The organism is Mucilaginibacter gynuensis, assembly GCF_039541195.1.
GTDB lineage: Bacteria > Bacteroidota > Bacteroidia > Sphingobacteriales > Sphingobacteriaceae > Mucilaginibacter > Mucilaginibacter gynuensis.
The window spans coordinates 607,423-620,189 of record NZ_BAABFT010000003.1 but is presented as its reverse complement, the minus strand read 5'-3'; the positions used below and the strand labels follow the sequence as shown (position 1 = coordinate 620,189).

Sequence of the window (12,767 nt, the reverse complement as noted above, 5' to 3'; positions counted from 1 at the left end):
AATTAGTGTCCTAAAAACTGCGACTGATCAGGCAGGGTTACTTCAATATCGCCATCGATAATAACACACTGGCAACCTAAGCGCGAGTTAATGCGCGGGTTAACAGCCCTGTCAATAAAATCTTCTTCTTTATCAGCAATTTCCTGTATGTTATCCATACCACGGTTAACGTATACATGGCAGGTACTGCATCCGCACACACCACCACAGTTGTGCTGTAGTTCTATACCATTTTCAAGGCAAACATCCAGCACGGATTCCCCTTCGGCAATGGGGAGTTCAATAGGCTCGTGCCCCTGTTCCTCAAAGTTTATCTTTACTTTAAAAATATTCATTTTGGCAAAAGTAACAAAATTACCGATGGTAGCTAAGTGCTTTTATCCATTTTGATAATACCCTGACTGAGTACTTCATATATAAGCTGCAAATCAGTTTGACCGTCAAGCAATTGCAGATGTGCGTTCATTGTTATTTCATCATTACGCACCGCCGGCCCGGTTTGCACATCGGCAGGGTTATGCTGCTGAACTTTTTGGGCGGTTTCATCAATAAGGGGGCGTATGAGGTCGAAAGCGAGATCGTGCTGAGCCAAAAGCTGCTGTGATACATGATACAGGTAATTAGGAAAGTTGCAGGCAAACACCGCTGCCAAATGCAATATCTTCCGCTGATCGGAATTAACCAGGTAAACTTTGTTACTCACCGTACGGGCAAGTTCCTGTAAGGTATTCACTATCTCATCATCTGCACCTTCAAGGCATAAGGGGACATTCCTAAAATCGAGTTCGCGGGTTTTACTGAATGTTTGCAGCGGGTAAAACACACCCGCGTTATCAGTAAAAGCCTTTATAAAAGCCAAACTACTGGCACCCGATGTATGTACTATCAACTTATTGTAACCGGCAAGCACTTCGGCTATACCGCCAATGGCATCGTCTTTAACAGAAATAACAAAGATGTCTGTTTCGGTATTGATATGGGTAAGCTCATCAATGGCTTCGGCCCCTACATGATAGGCCAGCAGCGCGGCGTTTTGCATGGTACGGCTGTAAACCTGAACAATACGGTGACCGGCATTTTTAAATGCCGCCGCCAAATGAGTAGCCACATTGCCTGAACCTATGATAGTGATACGCATATTGTAGATATATAGGCGAAATTAAACAATTAATAGCTTTTCAGCCCATTCTAATCCATCGGGCAGTACCGATCGACTAAATTCTACGTGGATCACCCGCCTGTTGTTGCCATTTATAGTTCTGTTAGACGCGTGGAGCAATAAGGGTTTCATGATCATGATGCCGCCTGCTTTTACGGTACATGTCGCCTCGGTTTCATTATCCCAATTGATGGTATCGGCACGGTACTCACCTTTGCTATGCGATTGCGGAATTATTTTCAACGCGCCGTTATCCGCATCGGTATCATCTAAATGAATACGGATGGTAAAGTTATCTTCAAGGATACTTAACAGAGGTTGTACCGCGAACTGGTTATGCTTAATCGTCCACGGACCGTAGCCCGGCAGATCAAGTTTTTTATCTACCGATATGGTGAGATCTTGGTGGTATGCTACAAACCAGTTGGAGTTTCCGGGTTTATCAAAATATATGGATTTTACGATGAAGTAATCATCGCCAAATAATTCGCCAATAAGCGTGTGTAAATTATTATTAAATACCAATGGCACTATCGCCGGTATTTCTTTAAAGAACTGCCTTATGGCAAACAGGTCTTTAGTTTTACGAAAGTTGGGATTTGCCGGATCGATAGCCTCCAGCCCGGCTGTAATTTGCTGAAGTTCATCGGGAGTATAAACATCGTGGATAATAGTAAACCCATTATCCACGATGTTTTGCTGATCGAACTGCAGATCTTTCAATGCTGATTAACTAACCTTCAATTCTTTATTACGACGGAAGATAGACATCAGGAAGCCGATAACCATAATAATAGTACCCGACCACAGGAAGTTGATATACGGGAACGCAATGGCACGCATTACTATATAAGGGCGTTTGTTTTGAGGCTGCTGATATACGCTGATCTCAACCTTATTACGTTCAGGGATGATCTTAGAGAAGCGTACTTTCAGGCCGATATCGTCAATAGTTTTAGCGAAATCGAATACGTTACGGCCTTTAATTACATAGATGGGCTCGGTTGGATAAGTTTTACCGTTAACCACCACATCCAGTTGCGCGCCTACGGCTACATCGCCTTTGGCCAATGGCATGTTATGTAATTTTGCCTGTTTGTTGATGCCTTTGAATACCATAAAGCCATCGCGGAAATTAATGGTATCGCCTATGGCTACTTCATGCGGCACAGCAGGATCATATTTTTTATCTTCTTCTGGGTTTCCGTGCGCGCTGTCCTCTCCTTCTGCCGGTTCATCATCATATTTGATAGGCGCCATGCTGATGTGCGTATACAAATCGTGGAACAGGTAGTGTTTGGTATCAGGCGATGAAACCAGACCCATTTTGCGGTTAGCCTGTGAATTTGGTTTCAGGATGAAATGATCGGTAACATTACCCTTAGCATCCAGTTTTTTATATTCTACCTTAAAGTAATGGTTAGGTGTAGCAATTGAATCGCCGATATAGCTCACCATATACTCGCCCATTCTGATAGGCTCGTTTTTGTAGATCAGGATATTCTCTTTAGGATTGTTGCCTTTTGCAAATTCGGCCCCGTATTGTTCGCCGGTGGTATTTTCAGATACAACCTTGCTGGTACCGGCCGCGATAAGTGCCCCTATCAATATAAAACCAAAGCCAATATGCGCCACTGCCGATCCGGCCAGTTTCACCTTGCCTTTAAATACATCGGCCAATACCTTCGCATTTGCTAATACCGTGTACACTGCGGCAAACATCACCAGTACAAATACAAACTGTAATTTGTAAACACCGGTTACGTAAGCGGCCAACGCTGTAATAGCAGCCGAACAGAACAGGTAAACCACCAGAGTGATGAAGAACCTTGTAGTATCGGTCTTTTTATATTTTAAGAATTGGGTAAAGCCCGTTAATATAGCGATCACTACCGCGAAACCACCTTGTACCACGTTGTAAATAGGTACAGGTTTTAACGGCGGCGCAAAGTTGGTGCCGAACATCCAGTTCCACACCGGGATAGACGTCATGAGCACTAGTTGAAGGCATGATAACGCCATCATGATAGAACCAACGAACATCCAAAACTCACGTGAGTGCGTTTCTTCGTCTTTCTTGGTAATCGGCATTTCTTTCCAGCGTGCAATGATGAACCCTATAGCGATACCGAGGAAGATGAATACATCAATAATGAGGTGCCATTTCATACCTAAGTCGGTAAAGGCGTGTACCGATGTTTCGCCCAAAATACCACTACGGGTAAGGAACGACGCATACAGTACCAGCACAAAACTGATGAGCGTTAAAAATGTAGCCGTAAAATAAGAGTGACCTGTATTTTTATAAACGATAAGTACGTGTAAGGCACCCACTAAGGTTAACCAGGGGAACAGCGAAGCGTTCTCCACCGGATCCCAAGCCCAAAAGCCACCAAAGTTTAGTGATTCGTAAGCCCAAAACGAGCCCATGATAACACCTGTACCCAATATCATTACCGCGAAAAGCGAATAAGAAATAGCCGGAGCTACCCATTCCTTGTAACGTCTTGTCCATAAACCGGCAATACCGTAAGCAAACGGAACGATCATTGACGCGAAACCCAGGAACAATATCGGCGGGTGAATCACCATCCAATAGTTTTGCAGCAGCGGGTTAAGGCCATTACCGTCTTTAATATAGCTCAAATAATCGGGGCGACTAAAAATAGGACCTTCAATAGCATGGCGCAGCAATATGAACGGCGAGCTACCTATGCGTGAACCGAAAATCTCCACACCGATAAGCATGGAAGCGATCATAGCCTGTGCTAAACTCACAACCGTCATTACCGGGGCTTCCCACGATTTTGCTTTGCGGATAAGGATGTTACCTAAAACAGCTTGCCAGAAAGTCCACAGCCAAAAGGCACCTTCCTGGCCCTCCCAAAAGCATGAAATAATATAGTGTACCGGCAGCGTGGTTGACGAATGCGCCCAAGCGTAATGGTACTCAAACAGGTGATTATAAATAATATAAAACAGGCAGCAACCAATGCCTACTACTGATAGGGTATTAATATAAAAGCCTATTCGCCCCAAATTACGCCACGAAGTATCGTTAACGTTTTGTGGTTTTGCAGCAAAAAAATAACTGATGGTTGATAGCAGGGCCGCGCCAAAAGAAAGAATAATAAAAAGTTGGCCTAAATTCCCCGGTAAAAGGTGTTCGCCTTTAAAGTCTGTATCCATTAAATAATTATAAACTGGCCTGTTTAGCGGTGGCCTCTGTAACTTCTACTTTATCCTCGGTGTATTTCGATGGGCATTTCATCAGTATTTTTGACGCGTGAAACTCGTTGCCTATCATTTGTCCGGTAAGCACCAATTGTTCTGAACGCTCAAAATCCTGTGGCTTAGTGCCGTTGAAAACCACTTTGCACTCCTGCCCCTTGCTATCTTTCATATAAAACGAAAAGTAGTTGGCATCTTTAAGGGCATCATAGTACAGTTCTTTCTTTTTATTTAACTGACCATTAATGTGCAATTCACCATTGGTAGCACGCGCTTCGGTAAACGTGCCGTAAGTACTTGTTGAAGCATAGGTACTTATAATTACTGCAATAGCAATGGCAATAACTATAATACCGAATATTGAACCTTTTTTCATTCTGCGGTTTACTCCTTGTAATTCGAGATTACAAAAATACGAAACGTGCACTTAATAATGTTTATTGTAAGGGATATATGCTATTTAGAATTGTTCTTGATTAATTCGTTATTCTTCCGTTCTTCGTTAGGAATGGTTCTACTATATCTTCGTCAGTGGATGTTACTTTCTTTTTTCTCTCAAAAAAGAAAGTAACCAAAGAAAAAAGTCGCGGCTGCGCAAGGAACTTTTAAAGGTTGTGCTTGGGCAGGGTCAGTGCTACCCGTTCCTTACGATGCCGCATTTTTGGGGTATGTTAGGGTAGTGCTTTTGCATGCGGGTTGACTCACCCCGCCTACGCTTCGCTGGGCGACCCTCTCTTTCGCAAGCGAAAAAGAGGGTATAAGAAAATAAAAAAAACAGCAGTCGCTACGGCTACGGCCGAGTGACGACTATTACGCGGCGTCCCACCGCTGTACAATAGATTGGTATGTAATAGGTAATGAAAGCTTACGCCATGCGTACGTCACGAGTTACGCTATGCTAAACTCGCGACAGCAGAGAATGTACTTTCAACACTCAAGCTTTGACAACTTTTAAAAAGTTGTCAAAGCTAAAGGTAGCAGGTAACAGGTAACAGGCCCTCTTCCCGTCAGCAAACAGCTTCAGGCGAAAGCGGGCAGAACTGTGGAGGCCATGAGCGTAAAGGCGGGCATAGTGAACTTGTTGCATGTGGGTAAGGATTGCGCGGCGGGGCAAAAGTTCCAGCCCAAGTTCTGCACGGTTTGCAGGACGTGGCCTCGTGCGGCAAAGAAGCCTTTTGCTGGACAAGCCTTTTTGTTACCTTTTGTGGCGACAAAAGTAATAGCCCCTGCGGCAATGAGCAGACCAACGTTAATTACAGCATAAACAAAACCTAAGTAGAGATTGCTTCGTTCCTCGCAATAACGTGATTTATATAGTACGCACAGAACGTGGTGTGATCGCTTCGTTCCTCAACAATGACAATAATTTATAGATCAACGCAAACAAAAAGAGGTAAGCCATAAGCTTACCTCTTTTTGTTTAACGTTAAAATTATTTACGGCCAAACACCAAGGTTTTGGTACGATACCGCAATTTTGTTGATAGCGCCAACGAACGCTGCGGTACGCAGGGTATCAATCTTGTCTACATTTTTGAAGGTTTCACGGATCTCGTGGTACGAACGGATCATGGTATCCTCCAGTCCCGAATTTACCAGTTCCAGCTCTGATGCGCCTTTGATAATGCTTGAGCGTTGAAGCGGGGTTAACGCTACACCTGTGATGCCTTCAACCATATTTACCAGGTTAAGGTTGGTATTTTCTTCAAACCTGCGATTTATACGACCGAACGCTACGTGCGAAAGGTTCTTTAACCATTCGAAGTATGATACTGTAACACCACCTGCGTTGGCATACATATCCGGGATGATAAGGCCGCCTTTGGCGTAAAATATGGCTTCGGCTTCCGGAGTAGTTGGTCCGTTGGCACCTTCGGCGATGATCTTGGCTTGTATCCTGCCTGCATTGTCGCCGGTGATCTGGTTTTCCAAAGCTGCCGGAACAAGGATATCGCATGGCTGCTCTAAACCTTCTGCAGAAATTTTGAACTCTTGTTTAGCACCCGCATATCCTAAAATAGAACCGGTTGCTTTGCGATGCTGGAATACAGCATCTACATCAAGTCCGTCTTCGTTGTAAATAGCGCCCTCAAATTCGCACAGACCAACTATGGTAGCGCCAAATTCGGTTAAGAATTTAGCAGTGTAAAAACCTACGTTACCCAAGCCTTGTACAATTACACGCTTGCCGTTTATGCCGGTGGTTAAGCCCAGTTTTTGCATATCCTCGGCTACATCAACACACTCGCGAATGGCAATAGCCACACCACGACCTGTCGCTTCCCTCCTGCCTGCAATACCATGCAGCGCTATAGGTTTACCTGTAACGGCACCCAAGGCATCTAACTGACCGGGATTCATGGTGGCATAGGTATCGGCTATCCAGCTCATTTCGCGCTCACCCGATCCATAATCAGGTGCGGGTACGTCAATGCTGGGGCCTATAAAGTTTTTCTTTATCAGTTCAACCGTGTAGCGGCGGGTAATATTCTCCAGCTCGGTAACGGTGTAATTTTTAGGGTTGATTTTGATACCGCCTTTAGCGCCGCCAAAGGGTACGTTTACTATGGCGCATTTGTAGGTCATGAGGGCGGCAAGTGCCATTACCTCATCTTCGTTCACCATTTCGCTGTAGCGAATACCGCCCTTTGTTGGCGACTGGTGGTGCGAGTGCTCCACGCGCCATGCATCGATCACTTCAAAACCATTACCCTTACGTATAGGGAAACGGAAACGGTAAACACTGTTACATGATTTGATCTGATCTAACAGGCCGGCATCGTGTTTTGTAAACTGTGCAGCGTAGTCAAAATTCTTGCATACATCACCAAAAAAGTGAGTATCCTCATCGGCAATCAAGATATTATTAGCCATGTGTTATTTTTCTGATTAATTAATTGGTTGTTAATACAGCGCAAAGTTGACACAATTTTCAGCATATCTGCAAATGCCAAAACGGTTAGTGTTTTCGCTACACTACATAACAAAGTAATTAAATCAATGTTTAAACAACATAGGTTTATTTTTTGAACTACTTTTCGTTTTCGATTTTTTTTAATCTTTTATCTATCGAGAACAGATAAATGGCTAATCCAACGAAAATAATGGCCAAAGTAACCACCACAACGTATATTTTGCCCGAGCTGCGCAGCGTATCTGCCATTTCTACATCGTTGCCTGCCTGGGCAAAAACGGCGGTAAAATTGAGTAACAGGAGTATTAAGGGAAGTATCTTCTTCATTCGTTAGTCTATAGCGTTTCTTTTGTATTCTATCAACCTGATGCGGTAACGGATAGTAGCTATCCAAACACCCAGCAGGCTCCAGGCAATAAAGGCAGGGTACAATACCACGCGCATGCGGTTATCCATATCCAGCTTACCAAAGGCAGGGTTACCGCCGTTGCCGGGATGTAATGAATCCGTCATACGGGGCAGCACCATTATCAGCACCACCATAATGGGGAAAGCGAAAATATTGTATATGGCCGATATTTTTCCACGTTTTTGCTCTTCATCAATAGAGTTACGCAATACCAGGTAGGCGCAATAAAGCAAAAATGCAATGGCTGCACTGTTCTGCTTAGGGTCGTTACTCCAGTATTCGCCCCAGGTATATTTGGCCCACATCATACCGGTAATCAGTCCCAGCACAAAAAAGAACACACCGGTGTTAACGCATTCTACCGATAGCAGGTCATACTCTTCCTTCCCGGTCATCAAATACCTGATGGCGTAAAACACCGATATGGAAAATACCGTAAACATGGCCATCCACATAGGTACGTGAAAATAAGTATTACGTATGGTTTCGTGAAGGATAGGCATGTGGGGCACACCTAATAAAAATCCGGCTATCAGGGTGTAAAATATGATGAGCACTGCCAATATTTTCCACCAGGATTGATAAATTAATTTCATAATCAAATTGTGGCAACAAATGTACTAATTATGTTGCTTAGTTAATGTCAGTTTTAGCAGGTTCATCAGGCACATAATCTACCGGTAGCAGTTCTGCAAGTTTGGCTTTTGACCACGTACCCTCATATAACGGCGCGTTTTTAATTACGGTACCGTTCATATCAAAAAACACATAAGGCTCGTAAGGTGTAATTACACTGGCCTCAAAGTTCTCCATATCCAGCGGACGATAGAAATCTTTAAAGTAAGTTTCCTCGTGTTTTTTGGTGTAGATCACATACAGCAGGCGTTGAAAGCTCAACGCGAATATGCCCGGGTTCTCCGTTTTAAAGCAGATAGCAAGTGAGCTTAAAGGTACACGTTGCAGGTTCTCCTTGTAGTATCGGGATTCGTTACCGAGCCCACCCCAGTAATTGAGCGAATCGCGATTATTGGCAAACTTACGCAGCATCTTTTGCAGCAATTCTTCGGGCGGGCGGCGCGGGTTTAGCTGCCGCGAAAAGTTAAGCACCTGAAAACCTTCTTCGTTTAACCTATTGGTGTACAACGCCCGGTAAAAATGCTTTGGCGAACCATAATAGGCTTCATCGCGTTTGGCTTTCCATTCCTTCTTTTGGTGTTCGCTGCCTTTCAGATCTTCAAACAGCGCCCTGCCCTCATAAGATATTATGCCCGACATTTTATCGCTCTTAAAATCTCTTATCAAATACTTTACCCGATAGCCAAGCGCACGGTTCTCCACCACTAAAAACTCTTCACTATAGGCTTCCAGCAATAATTTCGATTTACGGTAGATGAGGCTCACCACATGCGGATTTACTACCGTACATTTCTTCGAGTTCTCTGATGTGCCGATGAAATCCTTTTTAAAAAGCTCGTAGTTCCTTTTCCAGTCGGCAGGGGTTGATACCACTACGCCCCGCAGTTCGGTAACTTTGGGCATCATCTGTATATCTACCTTCAGTGGTTCGTTACCTACCATTATGGTTTGCACATGTTCTTCAAAGCCCACACAGCTTACCACCAATTGATATTGGCCGGGTTTAACATTTTTTAGGGCATACGCGCCATCGGTTATGGTTGATGTACCGAAAGTGGCATTATTGAGAAACACGCTGGCGTTTTCAATCGGTGTTTTGCTATCCATGCGGGTTACTTTACCGCTAACGAGGGTTTGAGCGAAGCCTGTATGGGCTATTGCCACACTGCAAAGCAGCAAACAAATGATGCCGATGTGCCTGCCTAATCGCGCCATAAATAAGGGAACAATAAGAGTGAAGTAGCAATTACTATAGCGTTTATGGCAAACAGTACACCTAAATGCCCGTAATTTAAACTGCGGTCGAGGCCGTCCATCGCGTTTTTACTTAGGCGGATGAGAATGAGGATCACCGGGATGATCACCGGGAAACTCAATATAGCCATCAGCGTACCATTGTTGCCTGCTTTCGAGGCAATGGCCGATATCATGGTGAACACGGTAGAAAAACTGATACTGCCGATGATTACCGATAGAAAATAAAACACAGGATCGCCAAGGGTATTTTCAAAAAACAGGCTGTAAACTATTAGCGCCAGTATGCTCAATAACGACATGAGCAAAGTATTGTAAATGGTTTTTGATAAGATGATAGCCTGCGGACTGGCGATTGAATAGTAATACAGTAACCGCCCCCTGCTCTCCTGCATAAAGCTTTTGGCTATGGCGTTAACCGAAGCAAACAGCATAATTATCCAGAACAATACATTCCATACGATGGGGTAAGCGGTGGTGTTTTTAAAACCGGCACTCAGGCTAAACGATATATAACACACAAACACGGTAGATACCACGTATAACAGCACCCCGTTAAAGGCGTATTTTGATCGCCATTCCAGCAGTATTTCTTTTTTTAGCAGATTAACGGTTTGTTTGTAAAGCTCCATCAGTTTGCAAATATAATCACAGATTTTACTGATTTACAGTTTTGCCATATTACCGCAAGATATTTACACAGCATTATACAAAAATTGTAATTTTACAATTATGCCTGTTAATTATTACCGTACGCCGGTGGGTGTGGCGCGCATTATCGAAGAGGATGGTTTTATCAGTTCCATATCCATACGCGATGAGGAACTGGAACCCAACGAGCCCGAAACCCCGCTGTTAAAAACCGTTGCCCTGCAACTGGATGAATACTTCGCGGGCGAAAGAAAAGTGTTTGATTTCCCGATAAAGCAAAACGGCACTACCTTTCAGCAGGTGGTGTGGGAGTATTTGCTGAAGATACCTTACGGCATTACCACAAGCTATGCAGCTCTCTCCAACGAGATGAAAAATCCATTAGCTATACGCGCTATAGCGGCGGCAAATGGTAAAAACAACCTGTGGATTGTAGTGCCCTGTCACCGTGTTATCGGCTCAAATAGCAGCCTCACCGGTTATGCAGGCGGCTTGTGGCGCAAGCAATGGTTGCTTGAACATGAAGCCCGCGTAAGCGGTACCGGCCAAACTAAACTACCCTTTTAAGCAGGCTGCTCCCTTTTTATCAGTTTAGATATTTTTTCGTGCAGTTGGTGCGGCTGGAATGGTTTTGATAATACATCGTTCATACCGGCGGCAATGGCCTCCTGTTGCTCATGATCTAACGTAGCGGCAGATAATGAAATGATCGGGATGCTGCGTTTTGGTTCTTCAAAATCAACACGGATAATTTTTGAGGCCTGGTACCCATCCATTTCAGGCATGTGGGTATCCATTAGTATGATGTCGTAATCGTGCTGTTGCAATTTTTCAATCGCTTTGCGGCCATTGTCGACAATCTCTACGGTTACATTCCAGTCCTTAAGTATTTTGCTCACCATAAACTGGTTAACCATATTGTCTTCGGCTACCAGTATGTTCAGGCTGTCGAATGGTTCAAGGATGGCGCTGGCCGGTTTGTTATCGGTACGCTCTTTGGGTTTGCTGGCCAAAGTATACCAGTTCACAAACCTGAACTCGCTGCCTTTACCTACCAGGCTATTCACCTTTAGCTCGCCGCCTTTAAGTTCAACCAACCGTTTTACTATGGTTAGGCCTAAACCGGTACCGCCATATTTAATAGAGGTATCATCTTCGGCCTGCTCAAATGATTCAAATATTTTCGACAGTCGCGAATCTGCTATACCTATACCGCTGTCTTCAATACAAAACTCCAACTGCGCCTTGTCATTTTGTTTTTGCAATACATTTACAGCAAGCTTAACAAAACCACGCTCGGTAAATTTAATGGCATTGCTTAGCAGGTTCATCAGCACCTGGTTAAGGCGTAATGAGTCTACCAATATATGCGAAGGTACATCCGGTGCTATTTCCAGTAAAAACTCGATGTTCTTTTCATCGGCCTTAAATTTCAGTAAGCCATAAACAGATTTTATAATATCGTGCAGGTTATGCGACGAGCGCACTATGCTGAATTTACCTGCTTCAATTTTTGAAATGTCCAATACATCGTTCACCACACCTAATAACGATTGCGATGATACTTCCAGCAGGTTAAGCATATTGGTTTGCTGTTCGGTAACTTCGGTTTTTCGCAACAGGTTGGTTATACCTAATATACCGTTGATAGGTGTGCGTAATTCGTGACTCATGTTGGCCAGGAAGGTTTCCTTAACCTTTTTAGATTGCTCGGCCGCTTCTTTTGATTTGATCAGTTGCTGCTGATAGCTCTTTTGTGGTGATACATCGCTGATGTTGATAAACAACAACTTATTGCGGTATGATACACGGCACTCGGCCCAAATGTTCGTTTTATTAAAGGTTTCGAACTGAAACTCAAATACCGAAAAGCTTAGATTATCTTTAATGATCTCGCCCAGCTTTTTGCGGAAGTTCGATTTGTCAGACTCAATCACACGGTCTACAATGCTTTGACCTACCAGTTCGGCAGGGCGATAGCCCAATATTTTTTCAACCGTTGGATTAATGGTTTGTATACGCAGGCTTTGCGCGTCAACCACAGTAATGATATCGGCAGAGTTACGCACTACGGTAGCGAAGTTTTGCAGTTCTTCGTTGTTTTGTTTAATATCTTCCTGAAAACGTGCCAGTTGAATAAAGGCATCAACCTTGGCCGATGTTATATACGGATCGAGTGGTTTGTACAGATAATCAACCGCCCCTACGCCAAGCCCCTTAACGGCGTATTTGGTTTCTTTTGATATTGCTGTAACGAATATTACCAGTATGTTGCGTGTACGCGGATTTGATTTGAGCATTTCAACCAGTTCAAAACCATCCATTTCGGGCATTTGCACATCGATAAGCGCAATTGAAATTTGCGTTTCCCACGCAATGCGGAGCGCCTCATTTGGTGATGTGGTAGAGTGAATTTTAATATCGTCGCGCTTCAGCAAAGCTTCGAGCGCAATGATATTCTCTTCACGGTCATCAACAATAAGTATATTAACTGGGGTCATGCTAAAATTGTAT

Annotated in this window: 12 protein-coding genes; 1 reads left to right on the top strand and 11 read right to left on the bottom strand. The window is 43.8% G+C overall.

Annotation, left to right across the window (positions count from 1 at the left end; genetic code table 11):
- Positions 1–2: 2 nt before the first annotated feature.
- The 10 genes from ABD894_RS08895 to ABD894_RS08850 form a co-directional block, all read right to left on the bottom strand.
- On the bottom strand, positions 3–335 hold the full coding sequence (locus tag ABD894_RS08895) for a 2Fe-2S iron-sulfur cluster-binding protein (protein ID WP_345210658.1): 333 nt from the start codon (positions 333–335) through the stop codon (positions 3–5).
- 32 nt (positions 336–367) lie between these two features.
- A complete protein-coding gene (locus tag ABD894_RS08890; protein WP_345210657.1) occupies positions 368–1,138 on the bottom strand; it encodes a Rossmann-like and DUF2520 domain-containing protein in 771 nt (256 codons plus the stop codon).
- A gap of 21 nt (positions 1,139–1,159) precedes the next feature.
- Entirely contained in the window at positions 1,160–1,882 is a 723-nt protein-coding gene (locus ABD894_RS08885) for a phytanoyl-CoA dioxygenase family protein (RefSeq protein WP_345210656.1), read from the bottom strand.
- Between the two features lie 6 nt (positions 1,883–1,888).
- Positions 1,889–4,348 (bottom strand): cytochrome c biogenesis protein CcsA, encoded by a 2,460-nt coding sequence (gene ccsA, locus ABD894_RS08880; protein ID WP_345210655.1) that lies wholly within the window; start codon positions 4,346–4,348, stop codon positions 1,889–1,891.
- A 7-nt stretch (positions 4,349–4,355) separates the two neighbouring features.
- On the bottom strand, positions 4,356–4,766 hold the full coding sequence (locus ABD894_RS08875) for a cytochrome c maturation protein CcmE domain-containing protein (protein ID WP_345210654.1): 411 nt from the start codon (positions 4,764–4,766) through the stop codon (positions 4,356–4,358).
- 1,060 nt (positions 4,767–5,826) lie between these two features.
- Entirely contained in the window at positions 5,827–7,263 is a 1,437-nt protein-coding gene (locus ABD894_RS08870) for a Glu/Leu/Phe/Val family dehydrogenase (RefSeq protein WP_345210653.1), read from the bottom strand.
- A 157-nt stretch (positions 7,264–7,420) separates the two neighbouring features.
- Complete coding sequence (locus ABD894_RS08865; RefSeq protein ID WP_345210652.1) at positions 7,421–7,630, bottom strand: CcmD family protein; 210 nt, start codon at positions 7,628–7,630, stop codon at positions 7,421–7,423.
- Between the two features lie 3 nt (positions 7,631–7,633).
- Positions 7,634–8,329 (bottom strand): cytochrome c biogenesis protein, encoded by a 696-nt coding sequence (locus tag ABD894_RS08860; RefSeq protein ID WP_345210710.1) that lies wholly within the window; start codon positions 8,327–8,329, stop codon positions 7,634–7,636.
- 16 nt (positions 8,330–8,345) lie between these two features.
- Entirely contained in the window at positions 8,346–9,563 is a 1,218-nt protein-coding gene (locus tag ABD894_RS08855; RefSeq protein ID WP_345210651.1) for a carboxypeptidase-like regulatory domain-containing protein, read from the bottom strand.
- The gene (locus ABD894_RS08850; RefSeq protein ID WP_345210650.1) at positions 9,551–10,234 is read right to left on the bottom strand and encodes a heme exporter protein CcmB; all 684 of its coding nucleotides are present in this window, start codon (positions 10,232–10,234) and stop codon (positions 9,551–9,553) included. Before ABD894_RS08850 ends, ABD894_RS08855 begins: the two co-directional genes overlap by 13 nt.
- A 100-nt stretch (positions 10,235–10,334) precedes the next feature.
- Between ABD894_RS08850 and ABD894_RS08845 the strand changes: the two genes are divergently transcribed.
- Positions 10,335–10,820: a methylated-DNA--[protein]-cysteine S-methyltransferase gene (locus tag ABD894_RS08845; protein ID WP_345210649.1), complete on the top strand. Its 486-nt coding sequence runs from the start codon at positions 10,335–10,337 to the stop codon at positions 10,818–10,820.
- On the opposite strand, the gene ABD894_RS08840 is transcribed toward ABD894_RS08845, so the two are convergent.
- Positions 10,817–12,754 carry a hybrid sensor histidine kinase/response regulator gene (locus ABD894_RS08840; RefSeq protein ID WP_345210648.1) on the bottom strand — a complete coding sequence of 646 codons (1,938 nt, stop codon included), beginning with the start codon at positions 12,752–12,754 and terminating at the stop codon, positions 10,817–10,819. The genes ABD894_RS08845 and ABD894_RS08840 overlap by 4 nt on opposite strands.
- Positions 12,755–12,767: the final 13 nt, after the last annotated feature.

Bases quoted from the DNA above. Each gene is read 5' to 3' on its own strand.
- ABD894_RS08895 (WP_345210658.1), bottom strand. From the start codon at position 335: ATGAATATTTTTAAAGTAAAGATAAACTTTGAGGAACAGGGGCACGAG.
- ABD894_RS08875 (WP_345210654.1), bottom strand. From the start codon at position 4,766: ATGAAAAAAGGTTCAATATTCGGTATTATAGTTATTGCCATTGCTATT.
- ABD894_RS08890 (WP_345210657.1), bottom strand. From the start codon at position 1,138: ATGCGTATCACTATCATAGGTTCAGGCAATGTGGCTACTCATTTGGCG.
- ABD894_RS08840 (WP_345210648.1), bottom strand. From the start codon at position 12,754: ATGACCCCAGTTAATATACTTATTGTTGATGACCGTGAAGAGAATATC.
- ccsA (WP_345210655.1), bottom strand. From the start codon at position 4,348: ATGGATACAGACTTTAAAGGCGAACACCTTTTACCGGGGAATTTAGGC.
- ABD894_RS08850 (WP_345210650.1), bottom strand. From the start codon at position 10,234: ATGGAGCTTTACAAACAAACCGTTAATCTGCTAAAAAAAGAAATACTG.
- ABD894_RS08865 (WP_345210652.1), bottom strand. From the start codon at position 7,630: ATGAAGAAGATACTTCCCTTAATACTCCTGTTACTCAATTTTACCGCC.
- ABD894_RS08845 (WP_345210649.1), top strand. From the start codon at position 10,335: ATGCCTGTTAATTATTACCGTACGCCGGTGGGTGTGGCGCGCATTATC.
- ABD894_RS08855 (WP_345210651.1), bottom strand. From the start codon at position 9,563: ATGGCGCGATTAGGCAGGCACATCGGCATCATTTGTTTGCTGCTTTGC.
- ABD894_RS08870 (WP_345210653.1), bottom strand. From the start codon at position 7,263: ATGGCTAATAATATCTTGATTGCCGATGAGGATACTCACTTTTTTGGT.